The organism is Embleya australiensis, assembly GCF_051903075.1.
Taxonomy (GTDB): domain Bacteria; phylum Actinomycetota; class Actinomycetes; order Streptomycetales; family Streptomycetaceae; genus Embleya.
Genome location: NZ_CP182423.1, coordinates 465,482 through 489,242, shown reverse-complemented (window position 1 = coordinate 489,242; position 23,761 = coordinate 465,482). Strand labels below are relative to the sequence as shown.

The 23,761-nt window shown below is 70.0% G+C and carries 18 protein-coding genes and 3 pseudogenes; 7 read left to right on the top strand and 14 right to left on the bottom strand.

All coding sequences use genetic code 11. From position 1 onward, the window contains the following. Positions 1-299: 299 nt before the first annotated feature. Positions 300-1,040, bottom strand: coding sequence for a class I SAM-dependent methyltransferase (locus ACMXN5_RS32510; protein ID WP_439678471.1), 741 nt, complete (start codon positions 1,038-1,040; stop codon positions 300-302). A gap of 846 nt (positions 1,041-1,886) precedes the next feature. Here ACMXN5_RS32510 and ACMXN5_RS32505 point away from each other — a divergent pair. Further along, complete coding sequence (locus ACMXN5_RS32505; RefSeq protein ID WP_439678470.1) at positions 1,887-2,792, top strand: class I SAM-dependent methyltransferase; 906 nt, start codon at positions 1,887-1,889, stop codon at positions 2,790-2,792. 52 nt (positions 2,793-2,844) lie between these two features. Here the strand turns inward: ACMXN5_RS32505 and ACMXN5_RS32500 are convergent, their stop codons facing one another. The 4 genes and pseudogenes from ACMXN5_RS32500 to ACMXN5_RS32485 all read right to left on the bottom strand — a co-directional run bounded on the left by ACMXN5_RS32500 (position 2,845) and on the right by ACMXN5_RS32485 (position 7,007). Continuing rightward, complete coding sequence (locus ACMXN5_RS32500; protein ID WP_439678469.1) at positions 2,845-3,933, bottom strand: NAD(P)-dependent alcohol dehydrogenase; 1,089 nt, start codon at positions 3,931-3,933, stop codon at positions 2,845-2,847. Continuing rightward, on the bottom strand, positions 3,930-5,417 hold the full coding sequence (locus tag ACMXN5_RS32495; RefSeq protein WP_439678468.1) for an aldehyde dehydrogenase family protein: 1,488 nt from the start codon (positions 5,415-5,417) through the stop codon (positions 3,930-3,932). The genes ACMXN5_RS32500 and ACMXN5_RS32495 overlap by 4 nt, the downstream gene beginning before the upstream one ends. Positions 5,418-5,425: 8 nt before the next feature. Further along, positions 5,426-6,172, bottom strand: a complete 747-nt coding sequence (locus tag ACMXN5_RS32490; protein ID WP_439678467.1) for a (5-formylfuran-3-yl)methyl phosphate synthase — start codon at positions 6,170-6,172, stop codon at positions 5,426-5,428. A 269-nt stretch (positions 6,173-6,441) separates the two neighbouring features. After that, positions 6,442-7,007 (bottom strand): annotated as a pseudogene (locus ACMXN5_RS32485) (choice-of-anchor P family protein). 1,557 nt (positions 7,008-8,564) lie between these two features. On the opposite strand from ACMXN5_RS32485, the gene ACMXN5_RS32480 reads away from it, so the two are divergent. After that, positions 8,565-8,987, top strand: a complete 423-nt coding sequence (locus ACMXN5_RS32480) for a hypothetical protein (RefSeq protein ID WP_439678466.1) — start codon at positions 8,565-8,567, stop codon at positions 8,985-8,987. A 204-nt stretch (positions 8,988-9,191) separates the two neighbouring features. Here the strand turns inward: ACMXN5_RS32480 and ACMXN5_RS32475 are convergent, their stop codons facing one another. Both ACMXN5_RS32475 and ACMXN5_RS32470 read right to left on the bottom strand, forming a co-directional pair. Continuing rightward, on the bottom strand, positions 9,192-9,650 hold the full coding sequence (locus ACMXN5_RS32475; RefSeq protein ID WP_439678465.1) for a DUF6314 family protein: 459 nt from the start codon (positions 9,648-9,650) through the stop codon (positions 9,192-9,194). Between the two features lie 1,143 nt (positions 9,651-10,793). Beyond that, positions 10,794-11,183: a VOC family protein gene (locus ACMXN5_RS32470; protein ID WP_439678464.1), complete on the bottom strand. Its 390-nt coding sequence runs from the start codon at positions 11,181-11,183 to the stop codon at positions 10,794-10,796. Positions 11,184-11,270: 87 nt separating this feature from the next. On the opposite strand from ACMXN5_RS32470, the gene ACMXN5_RS32465 reads away from it, so the two are divergent. After that, the gene (locus tag ACMXN5_RS32465; protein WP_439678463.1) at positions 11,271-12,080 is read left to right on the top strand and encodes a TetR/AcrR family transcriptional regulator; all 810 of its coding nucleotides are present in this window, start codon (positions 11,271-11,273) and stop codon (positions 12,078-12,080) included. 113 nt (positions 12,081-12,193) lie between these two features. Here the strand turns inward: ACMXN5_RS32465 and proP are convergent, their stop codons facing one another. The 3 genes from proP to ACMXN5_RS32450 all read right to left on the bottom strand — a co-directional run bounded on the left by proP (position 12,194) and on the right by ACMXN5_RS32450 (position 14,459). Then, positions 12,194-13,609: a glycine betaine/L-proline transporter ProP gene (gene proP / locus ACMXN5_RS32460; protein ID WP_439678462.1), complete on the bottom strand. Its 1,416-nt coding sequence runs from the start codon at positions 13,607-13,609 to the stop codon at positions 12,194-12,196. 280 nt (positions 13,610-13,889) lie between these two features. Then, positions 13,890-14,129: a hypothetical protein gene (locus ACMXN5_RS32455; RefSeq protein ID WP_439678461.1), complete on the bottom strand. Its 240-nt coding sequence runs from the start codon at positions 14,127-14,129 to the stop codon at positions 13,890-13,892. Between the two features lie 168 nt (positions 14,130-14,297). After that, positions 14,298-14,459 (bottom strand): hypothetical protein, encoded by a 162-nt coding sequence (locus tag ACMXN5_RS32450; RefSeq protein WP_380005773.1) that lies wholly within the window; start codon positions 14,457-14,459, stop codon positions 14,298-14,300. Positions 14,460-14,729: 270 nt separating this feature from the next. Between ACMXN5_RS32450 and ACMXN5_RS32445 the strand changes: the two genes are divergently transcribed. Beyond that, the gene (locus tag ACMXN5_RS32445) at positions 14,730-15,719 is read left to right on the top strand and encodes a DUF6301 family protein (protein ID WP_439678460.1); all 990 of its coding nucleotides are present in this window, start codon (positions 14,730-14,732) and stop codon (positions 15,717-15,719) included. Between the two features lie 66 nt (positions 15,720-15,785). Here the strand turns inward: ACMXN5_RS32445 and ACMXN5_RS32440 are convergent, their stop codons facing one another. Then, on the bottom strand, positions 15,786-16,967 hold the full coding sequence (locus ACMXN5_RS32440) for a zinc-dependent alcohol dehydrogenase (protein WP_439678459.1): 1,182 nt from the start codon (positions 16,965-16,967) through the stop codon (positions 15,786-15,788). A 69-nt stretch (positions 16,968-17,036) separates the two neighbouring features. Further along, positions 17,037-18,041, bottom strand: a complete 1,005-nt coding sequence (locus tag ACMXN5_RS32435) for an SDR family NAD(P)-dependent oxidoreductase (RefSeq protein WP_439678458.1) — start codon at positions 18,039-18,041, stop codon at positions 17,037-17,039. Positions 18,042-18,467: 426 nt separating this feature from the next. Between ACMXN5_RS32435 and ACMXN5_RS32430 the strand changes: the two genes are divergently transcribed. Next, positions 18,468-18,638 (top strand): hydrophobic protein, encoded by a 171-nt coding sequence (locus tag ACMXN5_RS32430; protein ID WP_395795124.1) that lies wholly within the window; start codon positions 18,468-18,470, stop codon positions 18,636-18,638. Between the two features lie 474 nt (positions 18,639-19,112). On the opposite strand, the gene ACMXN5_RS32425 is transcribed toward ACMXN5_RS32430, so the two are convergent. Then, positions 19,113-19,283, bottom strand: coding sequence for a DUF5670 family protein (locus tag ACMXN5_RS32425; protein ID WP_078973839.1), 171 nt, complete (start codon positions 19,281-19,283; stop codon positions 19,113-19,115). Positions 19,284-19,557: 274 nt separating this feature from the next. After that, positions 19,558-20,467, bottom strand: a pseudogene (locus ACMXN5_RS32420) (alpha/beta fold hydrolase). A 930-nt stretch (positions 20,468-21,397) separates the two neighbouring features. Between ACMXN5_RS32420 and ACMXN5_RS32415 the strand changes: the two are divergent. Continuing rightward, positions 21,398-23,182 (top strand): annotated as a pseudogene (locus ACMXN5_RS32415) (DUF4158 domain-containing protein); the annotation flags it as partial. Positions 23,183-23,467: 285 nt separating this feature from the next. Beyond that, positions 23,468-23,728 (top strand): hypothetical protein, encoded by a 261-nt coding sequence (locus tag ACMXN5_RS32410; protein ID WP_439678457.1) that lies wholly within the window; start codon positions 23,468-23,470, stop codon positions 23,726-23,728. Positions 23,729-23,761 lie beyond the last annotated feature (33 nt).

Sequence of the window (23,761 nt, the reverse complement as noted above, 5' to 3'; positions counted from 1 at the left end):
CGGCGGCGTCGACCCCGAAGGCGACCCGGAATCCGGTACGCGCCTCCAGGAAGCCGCCGAGCGTGCTGCCCAGGAATCCGCCCGGGGAGGAGCGAACGCTGCCAGGAACCCCCGGGTGAACTCGGTGTATCGGAACGTCCTCCCGCCGATCGGCCCGATCGGCCCGACCGGCCTGCCCAACCCGCCGCTGCCCGTTTTCCCCGGCTGACCGAACACCGAGGCATCGCCCCGGGCACCCCACCCGCAACGTGTCCGCGGGGCGATGCGCCTCGACCGGCGCGGAGGCCGCCGGCTCTCGTTCAGCCGACCGGTCGGCCGTCCTCTGTCGGGGCGACCACGAACCAGTCGGCGGGAAGCGCGATGGGACTGAGGTCCGGATGGCGCTCGCTCATCACGAGGTCGGTCCGGCCCTGGTCGAGGATCTCCAGTCCGGCGCCGCGCAGCAGGTCGGGCAATTCACCCGGCGCGACCTCGGCCGGGCGCAGGTTGTGCTTGCGGACCTGGCGCAGCTTCTCCGGTGTCCCACCGGGCCGTTCGGCGACCTGCCGGAGCACCTCCTTGGCGGCGGCGGTCGGCTCGATCACGAAGCCCCGTCCGCGCCTACCGAGCAGCAGGGCGACGGCGGCCGCGACGGGTGCCCGATCGGCCGGATCGCTCTGGTGGAGCACGGCCCGCAGGTAGACGTTCGCCTCGCCGAGCCGGTCGCCGAGCGCCCGTACCTCTGCCAGGTCGGTGAGATCCAGTTGTTCGAACTCGGCCACCGCGTCGCGGTCCGCGCGCCGGGCGTGTGCCACGGCCGAGGGGGACAGGTCCACGCCCACCGCGCGAGGGAATCGCCCGGCCAGGTACCGGGTTTGGGTGCCGTTGCCGCAGCCGAGGTCGACGATCGGCAGCGTCGGATCGACGTGGGCCGCGAGCAACTCGGTGTGCGGAGCCGCCGTCAGCGCCGCGTCCGCGTCCCAGAACGCCGCACCCGGCTCGCCCGTGTTCTCGGCCCAGAACCCCTCCCACGCGCGCATGTAGCGTTCCGAAGTGCCCATCGGCAGGTCTCTCCCGTGTTCGTGACAGTGCGTACCGCCTCCGTACCGGCACGCGCACCGACCCAAACCACACGACCGGATCCTTCACACCACGTTCGACGCCGGGTGCCGGCAACAGGACACGGGGTGGGACCTTGCCGGCGCGCGATGTGCTCCACGGAAGCGGCGTGCGGCCGGCCACGGTCGGGCTTCGTCACAGGTGGACCGGGTGTGGACGGGCCGGCGGGGCCACGTTCACTGCCTGCCGCAGCCGCCTGGACCTGTTGTTCGACGATCCGACCGTGGAGAACGTCGGCCGGCGGTGGATCCGCGGTAGCGCGGGCGTGGCACGCGCCGTCGTGTGACGTGGTGCTCCCACGAGGAACAGGAAGTGGAGGAGCGCCCGATGTTCGCCGACGCCGTGAACCACGGGGATCGGCACGCCCACGGGCCACCGGATTCCCGGGGAGACACACCCGCGGTCGCACGGCAGGGCGCCGGCCCCTGCCGGGGAGACCGCCCACGCCATCTCCGACGAACGGATCGACGACATGCGCCCGTCCGATGCGCCGAGCGTCTCCGCACTCGCCGCCCTGCTTCACACTCCACGACAGCCAACCCGACCCGGTCCGTCCGTCACCAAGGATTCACTCCAACGGGGGAATCGGGGCGATTCCGGCGCGGCTGCGGGAGCGCGGCGCGATGGTGGATGGGAAGACGACGTCCGCCTTCGTGCTCGGATGCGGTTCGGCGCGGCTCGGATCCGGTTGCCTCTTCTCCGGCGCCGGTGCCGGCGCCGGTTCGGCGTCGGTGGCTCGAGGCCGTCGTCCTCGTCATTCGCGGTCACGGCTCGTCTGAGGGGGACTCATGGTCGGCGTTGTGTGTCGGGACGTCCACGCGGAGGGTGTGGGAGGAGGCGTCGGGCTGACCGCCCTGATGGTCGCCGCGGCGCGGGCGATCGAGACCCGACGCTGCGACAGCCTTGCGCGGGACGTCTACGCGGAGCACTTCGTGCGGGCCGCTCCGGCGTCCGCCGGATGGCCGGTGCGCATGGAGCAGGTCCCGGATGGGGACGAGAACCCCCTGTGGGGGCGCTTCGCACGCTACTTCGGTCTGCGGACGCGGGTCCTGGACGACTTCCTCCTTCGGTCGGTGCGTGCCGGAGCGCGCCAGGTGGTGTTGCTCGGGGCGGGGTTGGATGCTCGTGCGTTTCGCCTCGAATGGCCGTCCGACTGTGTGATCTTCGAGGTCGACCGGGAGGGCGTACTGGCGTTCAAGCACGACGTGCTCGACGGTTTGTCCGCCGTGCCGAAGTCGGCCCGTGTACCGATCCCGATCGATCTGCGCGGTGACTGGGTCGGTGCGTTGACCGATGCCGGGTTCCAGCCGGGCGCTCCCAGCGTCTGGCTGGCCGAAGGGCTGTTGTTCTACCTGCCCCGCCTCGCCGAGACGTATCTCATCGACACGGTGGACCGGTTGAGCACCGGAGGCAGCGCACTCGCGTTCGAGGTCAAGCTGGAGAAGGATCTGTGGGAGTACCGGGACAGTCCGATCTACACCTCGACGAAGCAGCAGATCGGCATCGACCTGCTCGCGCTGTTCGCCCACGGCGCGCGACCCGATTCCGCGGGCGAGTTGGCCGGCAAGGGCTGGTCCACCTCAATCCACACCCCGTTCGACTTCACCCGTCGGCACGGGCGCGGTCCGCTGCCCGAACACAACGACGCGCTGGCGGGCAATCGCTGGGTGTTCGCGAGCAAGCCCGCACGATGAGCGGTTCGTTCGTCGTCGCCCGACCGTGGGCCGATCCCCGCTCGCCCGCGCCCTACGGGATCAGGACGGGTTTCACCACCAGGCCCGCGTCGCAGTCCCGTTCGGCGTCGTTGATGTCGGCGAGCGGGTAGGTGCGGATCAGCTGGTCGAAGGGGAACAGCCCGGCCCGCCACAGCGCCGTCAGGCGAGGAATCAGCAATGCGGGGACCGCGTCGCCCTCGCAGATGTGGACGATCCCTCGGCCACGGTCGAGTGTTCCCGGCGCGAGCGACAACGCGGTGTGCAGGCGGGCCACCAAGCCGAGCCGGCCGGTGGGGCGCAGTGCCTCCAACGCGTCGTTGATCAAACGCTCGGAGCCCGTGGTGTCCAGCGCGTAGCGGACGCCGCTGTCGGTCAGTCGTCGGATGCGATCGGCCAGTCCGGTTGTCGCGGCGGGCAACGGGATCGCGCCGAACCGCTCGGCCAGTCCCAGCCGTTCGCGACGACGATCGACCGCCACGACCAACGCTCCGGCGGCGACGGCCGCCATGGTCGCGGCCAGGCCCACCGCTCCCGCGCCGAAGACCGCGAGGGTGTCGCCGGGGCCGATCCCGAACGAGTTCAGCACCGAGCCGGCGCCCGTGAGGAATCCGCAGCCGAGCGGTCCGAGCAGTTCGATGGGCAGGGCCGGGTCGACCCCGACCGCGTTTCGGGCCGAGACCATCGCGTAGGCGGCGAACGCGGACTGGCCGAACCATCGCGGCGCCAACCGCTCCCCGGCCGCGTCGGTGAAGCGGGCCGCGTTGTGTGATCGGCCGCCGTAGAGGTTGAGTGAGGCGAAGGAGTCGCAGTAGGCCGGGGACGCGCCCCGGCAACTCCGGCAGTGCCCGCAGGAGTCGAAGCTCAGCACGACATGGTCGCCGACCTGCGATCCGGTGTCCGGACCGCCCGTCTCCAGCACGACTCCCGCCCCTTCGTGGCCGAGCACGGCCGGGAGCGGTGAACGGCCGGCGGAGTGCCGCACCGCGAGATCGGTCCGGCACATTCCGCAGCCCGCGATCTCGACCAGTACCTCACCGGGCCCCGGACCGCCGTCCACATTCACCGTCTCGACGACGAACCGGCCGTCGTAGGAGCGCAGTACCGCGGCGTCGAATCTCACGGCCGCTCCCTCGACGGCGGATCCGCGTCCGGTCGGCGCCCGTCCGGCTCCCGGTTCCGTGGCCGCTCGGTCGCCGGCTCCGCGCCCGACCCGGGGCGGTGCACCACGAACGGTCTGAGGTTGCCGTACAGCCCCCAGGGACCGCCCGCGACGCCGACGCCGCTGTCCTTCACCCCCGCGAAGGGTTGCGCGAGGGACAGCTCGGCGTGGTGATTGATCCACGCCGTCCCGCACTCCAGCCGCTCCGCGACCGCCTCCGCCCGGTCGAGATCGGTTCCCCACACCGAGCCGCCGAGCCCGAAGCCGGTGCCGTTGGCCGCCGCCACGGCCTCGTCGAGGTTGTCGTACGCCAACACCGGCAGGACCGGGCCGAACTGTTCCTCCGTCACCACCGGGCTGTCGGGCGGGACATCGGCCAGGATCGTCGGTGCGAAGAAGTAGCCCGGCCGGTCGAGCCGCCGACCGCCCGCCGCCGCTCGCGCGCCATCGGCCAGCGCCCGCGCGGTGTACCGCTCGACCCGTGCCAGTTGGGGAAGGTTGTTGACCGGCCCCATCTGGGAACCGGGATCGAGCCCGGCGCCGACCTCCACCGCCCTCGCGCGCTCCGCGAGGGCCTCGACCACCCGCGCGTACAGTCGGGCCGGGGCGTACACCCGTTTGATCGCCATGCAGACCTGCCCGCAGTTGCGAAACGCGGCCTGGAACACCCGATCCGCGATGCCATCCACATCCACGTCGTCGAGCAGCACGGCGGCGTCGTTGCCGCCCAACTCCAGGGTCACGCGCGCCAACGAAGCGCCCGCACCGCGTGCGACGGCCCGTCCGGTGGGAACCGAACCGGTGAACGTCACGTGTCGGATTCCCGCATGGGACGCGAGGCACGCGCCGAGCGGCTCTCGGCCCGTGACCACCGTCAGGACGTGCTCGGGCAGGACGGACGAGACGACCGACCCCAGCAGCTGCGTCGCCAGGGGAGTGAACGGGGAGGGCTTGAGCACCACGGTGTTGCCCGCCGCGAGCGCGGGCGCGAACTTCGCCGACGCGAGTTGGAGAGGAAAGTTCCACGGGACGATCGCGGCCACGGGACCGAGCGAGCGCCAGCGGACCTCGCTGCGCACCGGTCGGCCGTCGACGATCGGGTGCACGCCCGGATCCAGCGCGGCGAAATACCGCAACCGCGCCGCCGTGCGCGCGACCTCCGCGTGCGACTCGGCCAGCGGCTTGCCCTGCTCCCGGGTCAGCAGCGGCGCGAGGTCGCCCGCGGCCGCCGCCACTGCGTCCGCCGCCGCGAGCAGCGCGACGCTCCGCGCGGCCGAGTCGGCTCGCCAGGTGCGCCAGGCCTGGTGGGCCCGTACGACGACGGCGTCCAGTTCCCGCGACCGCCGATCCCGCGCCTCGTCGAAGGGTTCACCCGTAGCCGGGTCCACGACGGGGAAGCGTCTGTCGCCGGACTCGGACACCTCGCGCGATACCTCGATCGTCACGACGGCGCTCAGCCCGTACCGGTGGTGTGCGCCTGGGCATGCCGATCCATCTCCGCGCGGAAGTCGGCCACCAATCGCGCCTCGATCCGCCCCCTGTCGCGGTCACCGCCCGCACAGACCGCCCCGCGCACGCCCACGATGTCCGTATGCATGGCGGTGAGTTCGCGGAGGTCGCGGACCTTGATGCTGCCCGCGAGAGCGGCGAGCAGATCGGCCTGGTGGGCCAACCGGACGAACTCCGCACAGGCGTCGGGTGGAACGTGGTCGAACAGCCGTGTCCCGTCCTTGATCGCGGTGTCGAGCATGGCCGCGTCGCAGCCGGAGCGATACGCGATGTCGGGGAGCGCGAGCGGATTCACGCACCCGATCCGATGGGCGTCGGCATAGCCGGAGGCGACGACCAACGCATCCGGGCGGTAGTCCTTCACCGCCCGGACGACCCCTCGCATGACCTCGACGGCCTGTTCGGGCGTCGTACATCCGTACAGACCGACCTTGATGTAGCCGGCCCCCGAGACGACCGCGCCCAACGCGGCCTGGGCCACGGTCCCCGGTTTGTACGGGACGTCGCCCACCGTGGCGGAAACCGGCTTGTCCGCCGGGACCACTTCGCGGATCTCCCGAATCACCCAGGGGTAGTTCGCGCCGAGCGATCCCTCGTCGGGCTTCTTGACGTCGACGATGTCGAGATGTGCCGCGGCCTTCGCGCAATCCAGGGCTTCCTCGACACTGTCGGGAGAGATGAGAAGCAACAACGCGGACTCCTTCCGCCCCGCATGCTCGTCATGAGCCGATGCGGAGTCGCCTGGGCCACCTGTGGTTCGCTCATCATCACGACGACTCGACGACTCCGGTAGGGCGCACGAAGCGCACACAGATCACCACACGGGCGCGCGCCCCCGCACGCGCCGCCCACGCGGGCGCGAGCAAAACCCGGACGGACGCCGGCGCGTCCCGCCGACGTCGACATACGCGGACGCGGCGGCCGTTCACAGCCGCCGCGTCCGGTCTCGTCGCCCTTATGTCATGCGGTCGGGCACGTGGCTCCCGGCAGGGTCAGCGCCACCCGTGCGTGCGAAACCACGACGCTCACGCCGGACAGCAGCGTGATCCGCAGCGCGTTGACCGTGATTCCCCGACCACCGGGGTCGACCACCTGCTCGTTCACGCGCACCGTCGCCACGAGCGGGATCGTGATGTCCACATTGACGTTCGGGTTGACCACCGGCGCCCCGGCCACCCTCAGATTGGCCAACGTGACCGAACCGCCGGGTGTGGCACCGCCGTTGGCGTCACCCGCACGGTGGCGACCGCCTCGACGACATCCGCGGTGACCAGTCCGCCGAGCAGGTTCACCCCGGCCGTCTCGGCGCGCGCGTTCGCCCGTTGCAGGCCGTTCGCGTCGATCGTGCCCTCCGCGCGGGTGGTGACCACGCCCGCGTTGCCGACGGTGCCCAGCGATACCGTCGCGACGTTGTCGGTGTCGACCGCCGCGACGTTCGAGCACGTCACGTCGGACGCGGCGATCGGGCCGATGTCCCCGAGCGGCGACTTCAGCGCGGCTCCGTACGCGTGCGCGTCGAATCGCATCGTGTCGAACACGACGCTCGCGCACCCGGGCAGGCTCACCCCGACGACGTTCGTGAAACCGGCCGCGCAGTTCGTGTACGTCCCGCGCGCCGCCGAGGTCACCTGAACCTGTGCCGTGCAGGACCCCTGACCCGCGATCAGGTTGCCGGACACCTCGACCGTGCCCCCGCCCGCCGGCGCGACGACCGAACCGGCATCACACGTCGTGGTGGTCACCCCGGTCGCCTTGAGCCCGGCCGGCAGCGTGTCGGAGAACGACCAACCGGGCTTGGCGCCCAGCTCGTTCGTGTTCGTGACCGTGAAGGTCAGGGTCGAGGTGCCACCGGTGAGAACCGGCGTCGGCGCGAAGCCGATGTCTACCTGCGGGCTCGCGTCGACGAGCCTGACGTTGTCGAAGGCCACGTCGTTGCCGGTGCCGCTCGGCTGCTCGTTCACCAACCGGATGCCGGCCCGGTCGCCGGTGAACAGCACGGCGCCGTTGCTGATGAAGGTGCCGACCTTGGCACCGCCGATCGTCGTCGTGGCATCCACGCACGCCTCGATCGGGCGCGTGAACGCGGGCGTGGCCACGCTGCCGTCGAGCAGGTAGAAGCTGAACTTGGAATGGTTGGCGAAGCAGTTGACCTCGGCGATGTCGACCGAGAACGCGATGAAGCGCCGACCGGCGGGCAACGGAATCGGCGTCACCGTCTCCAACTGCACCTTGCCGGCACCGGGATTGCCCGCGGTGTACGCCGTCACGGCGTGGTTCGTGGTCGAGGAACCGCCCGACCACTGACCGAGTACGCCCGCGAGGTTCTTGACCTGGGTCCAATCGCCCGGGACGCACCCGCTGCCGACGGGCGGCGTGGTCGACGCGGCCGGCGATGTGACCCAGCCGTTGCACGCGGTCAACCAGGTCGGATCGGCGGTGTACGTCTCGCCCACCGGCGGACCGCCGGTGTAGTTCGTGAGCAGGGTCGGCGTCGCACCCTGGCCGTTCTCGAAGCCCTCGGCGAAGATCGCCGCGGGTGCCTGCGGTACACCCGGTGCCCCGGGTGCGGCCTGCGCGGTGCCGACGGCCGGCGGTGCGGTCAGACCCGCGACCGCCACCGCGATGGATATTCCGACGCCGGTGAAGCGTCCGGTGCGCCGCCTTCTCATCGTGAACATGACGAAACCCCCTACGTCGTAAGGTGCCCGGCCGCACGCCCCACCCTGCGAGGCAGGCCGCGGACGGCGAGGCCGGAACCCTCGTGGACGCCACGAGCCGTCCGGCGCATCGCCTCGAACAGCAGAGCATCCACGACCCCGAACACAGGGCCGCTCGGCGGCCAAACCACACCTACAGGTGAGGCCGGCACGCACCGGCGCACACGGCGCCGCCCTACACGCCCGTAGCGCGCCGGTAACCGGTCCATTGGATTCGACTCCGAGTGGACCATTCGTGTGAGCCGGACACGCCTACCCGTAGACCGGCCGGGTCGCCGAAGCCTCGGCCCGCCCCCGACAGAAAGCCGAAGTTCCGATCCGCTGGACGACACGAGCGTCGAACCGCGACGCGGCAGGATCGAAGGGGTGATCGCCCTGGAGGGAGCGGTCCGCGAACTCCCCGAGTGGGTGGTGCTGCGCTACGGCCTGCTCTACGGCCCGGGTACGTGGTTCGTGGCAGACGGGACCAAGGCGGCCGACGCGCGGGCGGGTCGGTTGCCCGGCGGCCCGGACGTCTCGAGTTTTGTCCACGTCGACGATGCCGCCGCCGCAGCGGTGGCCGCGTTGTACTGGCCGAGCGGCGTGGTCAACGCGGTCGACGACCAGCCGGCGACCGCCGACGAATGGGTGCCGGCGTTCGCTCGGGCGGTGGGCGCGCCATCACCCGCCGCAGCGGCCGGTGTGCCGCACGCCGCCTGGGCCCGAGGCGCGGACAACCACCTCGCCCGCAAGCACCAGGGCTGGATCCCGACCCATTCGTCCTGGCGGTCGGGGTTCGACACCCTGTGAGTCGGCGGGGGCGCGCGCATGACCGCGGCGCGAGGGAACGAGGCGCGGTATCGATGTCGGGACCGTGCGCCCCGACCACCCGGGAGCGGCGTGGTGATCGTGTCCGTCCTCGAACCGTACTTCACCCGATAGCGGCACCGCCGGGGCGACTTCGTCCCGGCGTCCCGGCCGACCGGCGGCGGCTCGATGAGCGACCACGGCTCGTCAGGGGGCCGGGATCGGCGGCCGGCCGGCCGGGGGGATCCGTCGGTAGACGGAGGTCAGCAGTTGTGTCTTCGCCGGGCCCGAGACCCGCCACCGCAGGTGCCATTCGTCCTGGGACACGACGGTGAACTCCCCGTCGTAGAAGTCCGCCGCGCAGGGGTGGCGGGTACTCCAGCGGCCGGTACGCAGGTCCAGGTCGTGGAACGGCCTGCCGTCGGCGAAGAGTACGTCGGCGGTGCCGTCGGCGCGCGGCACGAGCCGGTGACCGCGGCTCGCCGGGTTGGTCACGCCACCCCACTCGAACTCGCCGGACTCCTCTTCGAGCAGCTCGTCGCCGACGCGCCGAAACTTCGCGGTGCCGATGAAGGAGCCCCGGGTGCCGGAGAGTTCGTCGATCACGGTGCGGTCGATGGACCAGCGGCCGACGAGATAGGCGACGGCATCGGGGACGGAATACATGCGTCCATGATCCGTCATCCGCTTCGACCCCGAGCGGCCACCCTGGTCACCGACCGTCAACGCCGCCGCTTCGCACCACGTCACCGCAGCCGTCTCCCGACCCCGCTCGCGAACACCCGGCCGAGTCGGCCGGCAGGTGCCGGCGCAGGTCGTCCGGAATTCGACCGCCCCCTGGCCCGCACTCGAACGCGTCGCCGCGGACGGGGCAGTGGCGGCCGATGTCCCATTCGAGCCTCCGCCCGACCAACGCCTACGACCAACGCCCCGACTCGCCACGACCGCCCGCCGGTTGGCCCCGGGCAGCGGACGGTCGCGTGGATCGTGCTTCCGGACCTATACGAGGTCTTCCCCGGCGGCCTTGGCGGTCGCGTACAGGGCGTCGCCAGGTGGGGAGAGCCTGGAACGCGTCGATCAGCGCGCGCAACTCGAGGGGGAGGCGGCGTCGGCGCGTGCAGCGCAAACGCGTGCCTGAAGCCGGAGGTGGACAAGGCGATCCCCCTCGACCTCCGCTGACGCGAACCGCCGTGCGAGAGAGTGGTGTTCCCGAGCCGAGGGCGGCCAAGCACGGCTGTCCGCCTTACCCGGACCGCACTCACGCCGAGGTCGAGCCACTGCCCGGCTTCGAAGAGTTCCGTGCTCCATCGAGCCGTTCGGCTTCCACGCGACTGCGCGACGCTCACGAAAACGTCGTGGGACGCACGGTACTCGTGGCGATCCACCGGCGAGCCGCGCCGGGCCGGCCCGCGAGTTCGCCCCACCCCGTCATCTACCCGCCCTGCTCCTGGGTCGTCTTCGAAATCCCGCCGGGAACCACCCTCCAAGCCGCGGCGCCGCGTGCCGCCTCGCCCGAGCACGCACGCCTCCGGTCCCACCCGATCGATCCCGACGAACTCATGCGCGTCACGCGTCGCCGCGGAACTCTTGGGGAAGCCCACCGCCGGGTCGACCCCATGTTCGCGTGCAGGCCATACCAGCCCCTGTAGCCGTCCTTGCACCGCGCGGGCGCCGGCGGGTGGTTCGGTGCGTGGGCGGCGCCATGCACGTTGTCGCCTCCGTCCGCCTACACCCGCGATCCACGACCCCCGGTACGAACCCGGCCCGACCGCGCCCCGCGGTGCTTTCGGGGCGCGGCCGTCGCTGGGCTCAGGCGGTGGTGGGGGCGTTCCAGTCGACCAGTTGCACGATGACTCCGTTGGGGTCGCGGACCTGGAAGGCACGCTCGCCCCACTCCTCGTCGGTCAGGGGCATCGTGATCGTGACGCCTTCGGCTTGCAGGCGCGCCAGTTCGCCTTCGAGGTCCTCGACGACGAAGGCGAGGATCAATCCCGTGGCGTGCACGTCGCGCTGGTCGGCCGGGAGACTTTCCAGCCCCCGGCGCAGGAAGATGACGTTCATCCCGGCGTCGTCGCGGGTCAGGGACGCGAAGCCGTCGGCGGCCATCTCCTCGCGGAATCCGAAGTGCTCGACGAGGAAGCCGGCGGACGCCGGGACGTCGTCCACGTTGAGCGATACGGCACTGGACGTGACCTTCATGAAAGATGCCTCCGAGAACACGACGAGCAACTTCTCTGTACGTCGTACAATGTACAACGTACAGAGTTGAAAAGCGAGAGGACGACCATGTCGACGGAACGAACCGGCTCGGGCGACCCCGCCCACACCCTGCGCCTGCTGTGGCGCGACGCCTCCTCCGACCGTCGCCGAGGACCACGACGGGGACTGAGCGTCGACGCGGTGGTCGAGGCGGCCACGACCATCGCCGACGCCGAGGGTCTGGAGGCGCTGACCATGCGCCGAGTGGCCAAGGAACTCGGTGTGGTGCCGATGACCCTGTACACCTACGTCCCCGGCAAGGCCGAGCTCCTCGACCTCATGCTCGACGCCGCCTACACCCGCATGCCCCGCTCCGACACCACCGGACAACCCTGGCGCCGGCGCGTCGCCGCCATCGCGGACGAGAACATCGCCCTGTTCGACCGCCATCCGTGGGCCGTGACCGTCTCCACGATCCGACCTCCCCTGGGGCCGGGGCAGATGGCGAAGTACGAGCACGAACTATCCGGACTCGACGGCCTCGGCCTGGACGACGTCGAGATGGACGACTGCCTGACCCACCTGCTGACCTTCGTGCAGGCGTGCGCCCGAGCCGATGCCGCCGCCCGCGCCGCCCGAAACGACAGCGCCATGAACGACCGACAGTGGTGGGAGCTGAACGCCCCGCTGCTGGCCCGGGTGCTCGACGAGAAGACCTATCCCACGGCCGTCCGCGTCGGCGCGGCCGCGGGCGCCGCACACGGAAGCGCCCACGACCCGGCCCACGCCTACTCCTTCGGCCTGCAACGTGTCCTCGACGCCTTCGCCGTCCTGATCGACCGACGCGAGGACGACGGGGCGCCGACCGCGACACCCGACGGAGCAACGCCCGCCTGAGCAGGATCCGACACACCGCGAACCGACACACCGCGAACCGACACACCGCGAACCGGCACACCGGAAAACGGTCTGGCGAGGTCGTGCACACCGCATGGCACCGCCGGCCGTGATCACCGCTGCGCGGCGACCAGTTCCCGAGCCTCCTCGACCGTCTCCACCGCCGGCGGCGAACCCATCAGCGGCTTGCGGGCCGTCTCGGTCATCGTGAGCGCCGCGGCCAGGCCGACGGCCGCCGCGAGCATCATGTAGAAGGCCGGCATGTAGTCGTTGCCCGTCCCGTCGACCAGCGCCTCGGCCACGAACGGGGTGGTGCCACCGAACAGCGAGACCGAGATGTTGAACGAGACGGACAGCGCTCCGGAGCGGATCTCGGTCGGGAACAGGGCGGGCAACGCGGCGGACATGGTGGCCAGGAAGCAGACCAGGACCAGGCCCAGGATCAACAGGCCGATGAAGATCGGCACCAGGTCGCCCTGCTTGATCAGCACGAAGCACGGGATCGGCAGCACCATGAAGCCCACGCACCCGGTGATGATCACCGGCTTGCGGCCGATCCGGTCGGTCAGCCCGCCCAGCGGGTGGATCACCGCGAGCAGCACGATCATCACCACGACGATCTGCAGCAGGCCGTGCGTCTCGCTGTAGCCGAGGGTGTCGGAGAGATAGGTCGGCATGTACGACAGCAGCATGTAGTCGTTGATGTTGTACGCCGCGACCAGCGCGATGCAGATGACCATCGCGCGCCGTTGGCCGAGGAAGATCCGCTTGAACTCGCGCACCGTCTCGTTCCCGTGCTCGGCCTCCTCCGCTTCGGCCTCGGCCGCCGCCGACCGCTCCATCACCTTCGCGAACGCCGGCGACTCCTCCAGCCGCAGCCGCAGATACAGCCCGATCACCCCGATCGGGCCCGCCACCAGGAACGGGATGCGCCACCCCCACGTACGCATCTCGTGATCGCTGAGCACCGCCGTCAGCAGGGTGACCAGGCTCGCCGCCAGGATGTAGCCGATCAGCGTGCCGAACTCCAGGAAGCTGCCGTAGAACCCGCGCCGCTTGTCCGGCGCGTACTCGGCGATGAACGTACTCGCACCCCCGTACTCGCCGCCGGCCGAGAATCCCTGGAGCATCCGGAACAGGACCAGCAGGATCGGCGCGACGAAGCCGATCGTGCCGTAGCCGGGGATCAGCCCGATGCACAACGTGCCGCTCGCCATCATCAGCATCGTGATCGCGAGCACCTTCTTGCGCCCGATCCGATCGCCGAGCGGCCCGAAGAAGAAGCCGCCGAACGGCCGGACCAGGAAGGCCGCGGCGAAGGTCGCGAACGAGGACAACGTCTGCGCGGCGTCGTTCCCCGAGGGGAAGAACACCTTCCCGATCGTGACCGCCATGTAGGCGTAGATGCCGAAGTCGTACCACTCCATGGCATTGCCGAGCATGGTCGCCTTGACCGCGGTGTCCACGGTCTTGGCGTCGACGATCGTGATGTCTTCCTCGCGCACCTGTCTCCCTCGTCCCGGAACCACCCCCGCGCTCCAGGTTGGGGCAGGTGGCTATGCGAAAGGGGGCACGACACAGACTTCTCCGTAAAAAGCACCGAATCGCCCGAAAATCGGATGAATCGGCGTCGGTGGACCTCGAGCGGACCGGGTCTTCGCAGTGACCCCGGCCCGGGCCGCCATTCCGGGACGCACGGATCACGTCACCGAAGACGCGAGTTGCCGGTGTCGACGGCATGGCTCCGGTGATGAAGCAGCCACCACGGGCTGCCTGTTCGGCCCGCGCCCCCTGCGGGCAACTTGTCGATCAGGGCCCTGGGGCGACTACTGGCTGGCGCGGAATGGGCTGGAGGCGCGCTTCGATCCGGTCGGCTATCCACGAAACGGTCGGATGGGCGTATCCCACGGCCCGAATGAAGGCGTCGGCTTCCTTCGAATCCGTCCACACGATGCGGTGGCCGTTGATCGTGCACAACACGGTTCCGGCAGTCAGGGCCGTGCGTTCGTTGGCGCTCTCGAAGACCGCCGCCTGGGTGATGTAGCTCATCAGGGCCGCGGCTCGTTGCGGCAACGTCGGATGCAGAGGCCGTTTGAAGCCTCTGCCGTACACCGCCGCTTGGAGGGAACTCAGCAGGCGTGGATCCCGTTCGCGGCCGGTTCCTCCGACGGAGGCGTTGACCCGGCGCAGGTGGTCGTCCGAAAGCGCGTACACCGGTTACAGGCCCGCATCCTCGAAAAGGGGGAGAAGCTCGTCCAGGGCGCCTTCCAGGGCCTGCTCGAACTCGCGCTGGGAGGCGTAGTCGAGAGGCGGGACAGGGATGCTGTCGGTCCAGTCGACTTCGGCAGCCGGACCGGGCTCCGGGTACGCACTAGTCATGCGCCCATGGTGGCATGCCGAAGGCTGTCGTGTGCAGGGGAGCGCCGGATACCGTCGGGTAGTGGCACCAACGGGTCCCGACATGAGACACATGCGTCCATCGCCGCGCCCGCCGGCGAGCCGAGCAGCGCGTGATCGACCGGCCGGCCGTCGAGATCGGCCTCCGGCGCCATGGCGAACCCGCCGTGCCCGTGGGCCCATCCCGTCCCGGCCCCCACCGTCCACCGGACGCTCCCGGGGCGTCGGTGGCCGTCGATAGCCTCGTCGACCATGACCATCAGACTGACCGATGCCGAGATCAATCACCTGGTTCCCCGGTTCCAGAGCCTGGACCTGGGGGAGTGGGACCGGAGCGCGGTCGAGCGTGCGATCGCCGGCCTGGGGTGGACGGTGCGTTCCGGAGACGACACGTGGTTGAGGTTCGAGGGACCGTTGTCGGACGGATGGGCCTTCGCCTCCCGGGGACACGATTACGGTTCGCCGCGCGAGGGCTGTTTCACCCTGCTGGAGTGCCAGTTGGCACATACCGAGGACAAGACCGTTCTGGAAGCGGTGTTCGAGGCCGGCAGGAAGGCGATCGAAGCATGCGTCGGGCCGGCGCCGATCCGACGCGGGCCCGGCCCGGTGTTGCGCTGGCGCCGCGAGGAGACCCTCCTGGAGCTCGAATGGGGGCGGGACGAGGTGCGGTTGGCGCTGCTGTCGGCGGCGGTGGTCGAGAACCACGAGTACCAGGTCTCCAGATGGAGCGAACGCGACGACGCGGTTGCCGAACTCGGGGTGTGGCAGGCCTTCGGGCTGGGCCGTGCGGGAATGGAGGACGTGTTCCTGCCGGGCGGCCGCCTGGCCCAGAGCTGGGAGGAGTTCGGCCTGTGGCTGGAGGAGACGCTGTCGGCGATGGTGAGGGACATGGGCCGACTGGACGACGAACTGGTCCTCGTGATGCGGCCGAGCACGGACGAGGACAACCCGAACGTGGTGCAGTTGATCTGCAACGGTCGCATGCTGCACCTGGAAGCGAGCACCGCGGTGCTGAGCCCGTCCACACTCGCGGACTTGGGCTGGCGGCCCGGCCCCGAGTCCGAATTCCACGTACTCGACTTCCCGCACCCCCAGTTCCGGGCCGCCGAGTCCGCGGCCCGAACACTGGTGGACACCCTGCGCGCGCAGGACGTGCACTTGGACGATCTGCGCCACAGCGCGTGGCTGAACAGAAGCGACTGCATGCTGTTTCTGTACGGGTTGGGCCTCGAGACCCTCTGAGCGACGCCGGTTTCACAGCACTCCCGGCTGATCCGGCGCCCGGTCCGCCGCGCGGGGAGGGGTCGGTCACGGTCGCAGGAGGACTTTCACGGTGCCGTCCTGCTTCTTCTGGAAGCGTTCGTAGGCTCCGGGGGCGTCGGCGAGCGGGATACGGTGGGTGGCGAAGTCGTCGGTGCCCAGCGGGTCGTCGTCGGTGAGCAGGGGGAGGAGCTCGGGCACCCAGCGGTGCACGTTGGCCTGGCCCATACGCAGTTGGATCTGCTTGTCGAACATGGTCAGCAGGGGCATCGGGTCGGCCATGCCGCCGTAGACTCCCGACAGCGAGATCGTGCCGCCGCGGCGGACGATGTCGATGGCCGCGTGCAGGGCGCTGAGCCGGTCGACGCCGGTGGTGCGCATCAGCTTCGAGGCGACCGCGTCCGGCAGCAACCCCGTCACCTGCTGGGCGAATTTGGCCACGGGGGCTCCGTGCGCCTCCATCCCGACCGCGTCGATCACCGCGTCGGGGCCGCGCCCGTCGGTGAGTTCGCGGACGGCCTCGGCGATGTCGTCGTGCGCGTTCCAGTCCAGCACCGTCACACCGCGCTCGTGCGCGCGGCGCAGTCGCTCGGGGACCAGGTCGATGCCGATGACGGTCCCCGCGCCGCGGTGCAGTGCGATGCGGCATGCCATGTCGCCGATCGGCCCCAGGCCCAGGACGGCCACGCTGCCGCCGAGTGGCACGGCCGCGTACTCCACGCCCTGCCAGGCGGTGGGCAGCACGTCCGAGAGGTAGACGAAACGGTCGTCGGGCGGCCCGTCGGGAACCTTCACGGGGAGTCGATTGCCGAACGGAACACGAAGGAACTCTGCCTGCCCGCCAGGCACTTGCCCGTACAACTTGGTGTAGCCGAACAGTGATCCGCCCATGCCGTATTCGTGCACCCGGGTGGTCTCGCACTGCGAGTGCAGGCCCTGACCGCAGGTGTGGCAGTCGCCGCACGAGACGTTGAACGGGACCACCACACGGTCGCCCGGCCGCAGTTCGGTGACGCCCGGTCCGATCTCCTCGACGATGCCCATGGGTTCGTGTCCGAGGATGTCACCCTCGGACAGGAACGGCCCCAGGACCTCGTACAGGTGCAGGTCCGAGCCGCAGATCCCGGAGGAGGTGACTTTGACGATCACGTCGTCCGGGTCCTTGATCACCGGGTCGGGCACGGTGTCCACGCGGACGTCGCGGCGGCCGTGCCAGGTCAATGCCTTCATGATGGTGAACTCCCTGTCCTCGCGGCTGTCGAAGCCGGGCTGCGGGTGGTCGGATGCGCCGGGTGTGGTTCAGGATGTACCGGGTTCGTTCCAGCGGTGGGCCGCCCGTTCGCCCAGCGTCGCGATGCGGTCGGTCCACGGGGTTCCCTTCGCCTGCTCGCTCGCCCCCGACGCCTCGCGCGACGATGCCGAGGCGTCCGCCGAGGGCAGCACTCGCGCGGCGAGGGAGAGCGCGCGGGTCGTGGTCGCGGGGGCGAGTCCGTGGGCGCGGACGGCCACCTTGGCCAGAGCCGTCAGCACGAGTTCGGGCCTGCGGCGGATACCGGCGCGGACGATCAGCCGCGCCGCCCGCTCGGCGTCCATCGACATCAGGGGCAAAGACGCGGCGGCGGCGAACCAGGCGTACTCGCGCTCGCGCCGTCCCGTGAAACGCGCGGCCCGATGCGAGCCGGTGCGCATGAGCCCGGGAACGGCGGTGGTCACGCTCACGCCGGAGCCGGCGAGTTCGGCCCGCAGGCCCTCGGAGAAGCCCGTGGCGGCGAATTTCGCGCAGTCGTAGGGCAGCAGATGGGGCGCCGCGATCCGGCCGCCGATCGAGGTCACGTTGATCACCCTGCCGTCGCCGCGCTCGCGCATCCCGGGCAGCACCGCCAGGGTCAGCCGTACCGGCGCCATGAACATGACCTCGATCGCCCGGCGGAAGGCGTCCACGTCCAGCGACGCCAGGGGCCCCACGGTGATGATCCCGGCGTTGTTGACCAGGATCTCCACCGGCCCGTGCCGTCTCGTCACCTCCGCGACGAGGTGGTCGACGGCCTGGGCGTCGCTCAGATCGCATTGTTCCCAGGTCACCGAGCGGCCGGTGTCGCGACGGATCAACGTGGCGGCACGAACAAGCTCCTCCTCGTTCCGGGCGCAGATCGTCACCCGCGCCCCCAGCCGGGCCAACTCGCGCGCGATCAGCAGACCCAGTCCGCGCGAGCCGCCGGTGACCAGCGCGGTGCGCCCCCACACGTCCGCCCGCGAACGGGTCCGAAGGCGCTTTCCGGCACCGGCTCGGGTGACGTCGGCCACGATTTTCCCTCCTCCGGCGGTAGCCGCCCCCGTGCGGCTTCGATGTGCGTGCGTTCCCGACAACGCTGTCGAGACCCCGCTGCCCGCGCAGACGCCGAACAATCACCGCGCCGCCCACCGCGGGGCGCACCGGCCGCAAGGCCCACCGACCGCGCGGGTCGGCTGGGGAGGGGTCTCGCCGTCGATCGGAGCCAGGACTTCGCCGGAGCAGTAGCCGGGGAGGCGGCCGGAGGGTGGCCCGGAAGAAGCTGTGGACGTCGACCCGGGGCCGGTGCCACGGCCGTCGCCCTTGCGGGGGCGGGATCGGCCTGCCACCCCCGGTCCTCGGATCATGCCCGCCCGAGGCCCCGGCGCATGACGAGCCGGGCCGCGGGTTCGAGCATGCGTGCACATTGACGGGGCACAAAAGGGACGGAGGTGGGCATCATGATTCCCCTACTCGTCGTCCTGCTCCTCGCTCTGATCCTCTTCGGCGCCGGATTCGCGGTGAAGATCCTGTGGTGGATCGCCATCGCCGTCCTCGTCGTCTGGCTGTTGGGCTTCGTGTTCCGGTCGGCCGGTTCCGGCGGCGGTCGGGGCCGCTGGTATCGCTGGTAGGCGGCCGTTGCGCGGCGACGCGCCGTAGCGTGGCGTGGAACGGGTGGTGGCCCCACCCGTTCCGGCCGTCACGGGGCCCGGCTCGGTCGGGTGGGAGCGCCGCCGGATGGAGCCTCGGGCTCGGCCCGCACCGGCGGGAGCGGCTGGATCCGGGGAGCACGGGGGCGCGGTGCGCGCTGCCCGGGGACGCGATGGGCCGGGGCGGTCGTGTGGAGGTGCGAATGACTCCCTGCATTCTCACGGCCGTCCCGGCTTGTTTCATTCATGCCCGGAGGGTTGGTTTTCATCTCGACGCCCGGTGACGTTTTCGGGATTGCCGACTGCCGAGGGATTCCAGTCCTCATACAGAAGAAAGGGTGGGGGTGTGGTTCGGACCCGGATCATCCGGGTCCGAACCACACCCCCACCCGTTCGATGACACAGTGAAAGGTGGTGTCCGGCGACTGTGGTGCGCCGTGCCCCTTGGTCGGGGGCCTACCAGCGGTACCACCGGCCGCGCCGGCCCCCGGTACCCGCGGAGCGGAAGACGAAGCCCAAGGCCCATACGACCAGGACGATGACGGCTATCCACCATAGAGCCTTGAGTGCGAAACCGGCGCCGAAAAGGATCAGAGCGAGAAGCAGAACGACCAGAAGGGGAATCATTGTTTTTACCTCCGCCCCACGTCTGCCCCACCCGCGAGAGCGCATTCCCCGGAACTGCCGTGTTTCGTGCGCACTTTCCCGGAAAGGATCCGCCATTCGCTCCGTCTCCCGGCAGATGGTGTCCCCTCGGCACGTCGACGGCCGACGTGTCGAGACGGTACGCAGGTCCGAGTCGACGACGACCCCACCGATCCGAATCCGGCAACGAACGATGGTCGCCGGACGGGACGGGACGCGGAGGGGAGGGGCCCTTGGGCGCGAGCGTGCCTGTGGCTCAGTGCTTCCGTCGGCCGGTCGCATGTTCCGGACGAGGGTCGCGCTCCGCGGCGATCTCCCAGAACGCACGCAAAGCTTCCACGGGTGCTTCGGGCGCTTCCTCGGCGATGTGGTGGCCGGATTCGATCGGGCCGCCACCCAGCCAATCGCCCGACCAGTCGCGCCACACTTCCAGCACGTCGCCGTACAGGTCGGTCATGTCGTCGCGAGTCGCCCACAACACCTGTAGCGGGCACTCGATACGTCGGCCGGATTGTCGGTCGGCGTCATCGTGTTCCCGGTCGATGCCCAAGCCGGCCCTGTAGTCCTCGCACATGGCATGCACGGTGCCCGGGTCGTGGATGGCACGCCGATAGTCCTCGTACGCTTCCGCACCCATCTGTTCGGGAGTGCCCTTGTACCAGGCGTCGGGATCGGCGTTGATGATCCGTTCGGCCGGCTTGTCGGTCTGTCCCAGAAAGAACCAGTGCCACCAGCTCGCGGCGAACTTCGCGTCGCAGCGCCTCGCCGATGGGTACGGCGTCGAGCACGGTGAGAGCCGAAACCGCTTCCGGATGATCCAAGGTGAGGCGAGTGGCCACGTACGCTCCCCGATCGTGCCCGACGACGGCGAATCGCTCATGTCCCAGACCTCGCATCAACGCCAAGCAGTCCTCGGCCATGGCGCGTTTGGAGTACGGACGGTGCTCCCTGTCGGTCTGTGGTTTCGAGGACCGTCCATAACCCCGTAGGTCGGGGCACACGACGGTGTGCCCGGCCGCAACCAGGCGCGGCGCGACGCGGTGCCACGTCGCATGAGTGCGCGGATGGCCGTGCAGAAGCAACACCGCCGGGCCGCTACCGCCATGGCGCACGTGCAGCCGGGCCCCGGCCCCCTCACATCGCGTCAGATCGAACTCGGCGAACATCGGCCCTCCTACGACTCGGACGTTGCCGTCCACCTGCCCCGGATCACTCCCTCCACCCGTACGTCAGCCCCCGCCGCCGCATCCTTCAACTCCCTCAGCGCATGCGGCCCACGCACCCTCGCCCGCTCCATCCCCACCGGCACCCCGTAACGCCTCCCCGTCGCACGCTGTCGCGTCCTCCTGCTCCGCCCGCGCCCCCGACACCGCCCCGGAACACCCCACATCCGCGTTCGCGGACCCGTTCGACTCCACGCCGCCGACGTGCACGGCGACGACATCCGCGGACGGAAGCCAACGCGCCGGCGCGGGCCGGCTGATCCAACAACTCGGACACCAACCAGGCACACAGCCGGGTCCCGGCATCCGGTGCTCGACCCTCCGCACACTCACCCTCGTCGCCCGCGAGCACGCCACCGCGAACGCATTGACCGACACACTGGCCGGCTTGGTGACCGAGAAGGATCACGCAACCACCAATGCGGTCATGCACGGTGAGCAGCCCATCCACCTCCACCACCACGACGACGAGGACAAACCGGCTCGGTAACCCGGTCCGCGAACCCGATTGACGTTCGAACGTCCTCGGCTGGAGCACACGACGGCGCATCGTGCGAGGGCAGACCTTGACCTGCCACGGTCGCAAGGGGCGAACCGCGCCCGCTGGGCGACCTCCGTGGGCGCGGTGGTGATCGCAGTCGGTGCGATGACCACCGTCGCGGCCTCGCCTGCCATGGCCACGTACCCGCCGAAGGCGAAGTGTCCCAACGAGCGGGTTCCCGAACCCCGGGCTTGGGGAACATCGGTACAGCCGTTGGCGCTGAGAACGATCTTGAGCAGTGAGCGGTGAACTTCTGGCACGAGTGGTCTGCTTCCTGGGCCCCTTCGGCCAAAGATCCACGTTCTGTAGCGGCGGGTGGTTGGCTCCGCCGCATGCCGGTGGAATTTCTGACCGATGACCAGGCCGAGGTGTACGGGAAGTTCGTCGAGGAGCCGACGCGCCCGGAGTTGGAGCGCTTCTTCTTCCTGGACGACGTGGACCGCGATCTGATCGCGCTGCGGCGTACGCAGTACCACCAACTGGGCTTCGCCTTGCAGATGTGCACGGTGCGCTACATCGGCAGGTTCCTTCCCGGCGATCCGCTGAGTGTGCCGTGGCCGGTGCTGGAGCACTTGGCCGAGCAGCTCGGCATCGAGGACGTCTCGGTCGTGAAGCGGTACACCGAGCGTCCGAAGACCGCATACGAGCACGCGTGGGAGATCCGGGACGCGTACGAATATCACGAGTACGACGATCCGGAGTGGGGTCGGAAGTTCCGGACGTTCCTGCACAGGCTGGAGGCCAAGGCGATCGACGACGCGCTGGAGCTGTTCACGGTGCTGATGTCGACCAAGCTGCTCAGCACCGCGAAGCGGCTCACGAACAAGGACCGCCTCTCCACCCTGCCGCAGCTGGAGAAGGCGTCCCGCATCACGGCCCGCATCTCGAAGGTGTTCATGGAGGAGCTGGAACACATCGAGGAGAGCGCCAAGGCGGTGGACGCGGCCGCGATGTGGAAGGTCCTCGAGGAGGTCGCGCCCAGGGCCCAGTTGTGGAGCGCGGCCGCCACGGTGGCCGGCCTGGTCCCGGAGGACGACGACTCGGCGGAGATCGCGATCCGCGAGGCGCTGGCCACCGCTACAACACGGTGCGCCCGTTCCTGTCGCTGCTGGGTGACACCAAGATGCTCGGCGCGGCCCCGGCCGGGGAGCGGGTCCTGGCCGCGGTCAAGGGCCTGCCCGCACTCAGCCGGCGCCAGGTGACGAAGAAGCCGCTGCTGAAGCGGGAGATCGACGACAAGGTGGTGCCGCCGTACTGGCGTAAGGCGGTGTACGCGAACAAGGACCTGCCGCAAGGATCGGTGGACCGCGACGCGTATGTGGTGTGCGTGCTGGAGCAGCTGTACCCGGGCGCTGGTCAGCCGCGCCATCTTCGCTTCCCCCTCGCACCGCTTCTCCAACCCGCGCGCCCGCCTGCTGGACGGCAAGCCGTGGCCGGCGGTGCGCGAGGACGTACTGGCGGGCCTGAGTCTGGAGGCGCCTGTCGAGGAGCATCTGGCGGATCTGGTGCGGGTGCTGGACGCGGCGTGGAAGCAGATGGCCGAACGCCTCGAAGAGGCCGGCGCGGATGCGAAGGTCAGCATCGAGATCTCCGAGGGCGGCGGCCGCGCGAAGCTGAACGTTGACAAGCTCGGGGCGCTCGGGGTGCCCAAGTCCTTGGTCTGGCTGCGGCGCCGGGTGGAGAAGATGCTCCCGAAGATCGACCTGCCGGACCTGCTGTTCGAGGTGCCCTCCTGGACCGGGTTCCTGGATGCCTTCGTGCACCTGGGCGACGGCGAGACCCGCATGAAGGACCTGTCCACCTCGGTCGTCGCGCTCCTGGTGAGCGAGGCGTGCAACATCGGCATGACTCCGGTGACCAGCCCCGGTCACGAGGCGCTGACCCGCTCACGGCTGGTCCACGTCGACCAGTACTACCTGCGGGCCGACACCATCGCCGCGGCCAATGCCGCCCTGATCGAGGCCCAGGCGAAGGTGCCGATCGTGGCGCACTGGGGCAACGGGCTGCTCGCCTCCGTCGACGGTCTGCGCTTCGTCGTCCCGGTGAGGTCCATCAGCACCGCCCCGAATCCGAAGTACTTCGGGTTCAAGCGCGGCATCACCTGGCTGAACGCCGTCAAACGAGCCAAGTTGCAGTAGACGCAACGGCTCGACTGCTTGAGACATGGGCGTCTTCGCCCTAATTAGACGAGGCCATCCCCGGCTCCCACAGCGGGAGTCGGGGATGGCCGCAGTTCGTTTCAGCCGCCTTGTGTCGGCGGCTGAAACGGCGAACGCCCTGCCTGTAGGGGCCGGGCGTCCGCCGCGCGACTCTGAACTTGATGTCCATGCGCTGGGTGAGATCACGCATGAGATCAGCTTCCGGGTCGCGACGCAACTTTGACCCGGAAGGAGGTGTTGATCATGCCCAAGAACTCTCGCCAGACCGGCGCCAAGGCGGCGTCGAACGCTGGCAAGACTCTGAACAGCCCGAATGCGACCAAGGCGGAGAAGTCCGCCGCGGCGAGCGCGCTGTCCCAGACGCCGAAGAGCACCGGCCAGACCGGTGCCAAGGCCGCTTCGTCCGCCAGCAAGACGCTGTCGAGCCCGAAGGCGACCAAGGCGGAGAAGTCCGCTGCCGCGAGCGCGCTGTCGCAGACGCCTTCGCGTCCCAAGAAGAAGTGACGTGTGGCTGTCCGGGACCTACACCCGGACAGC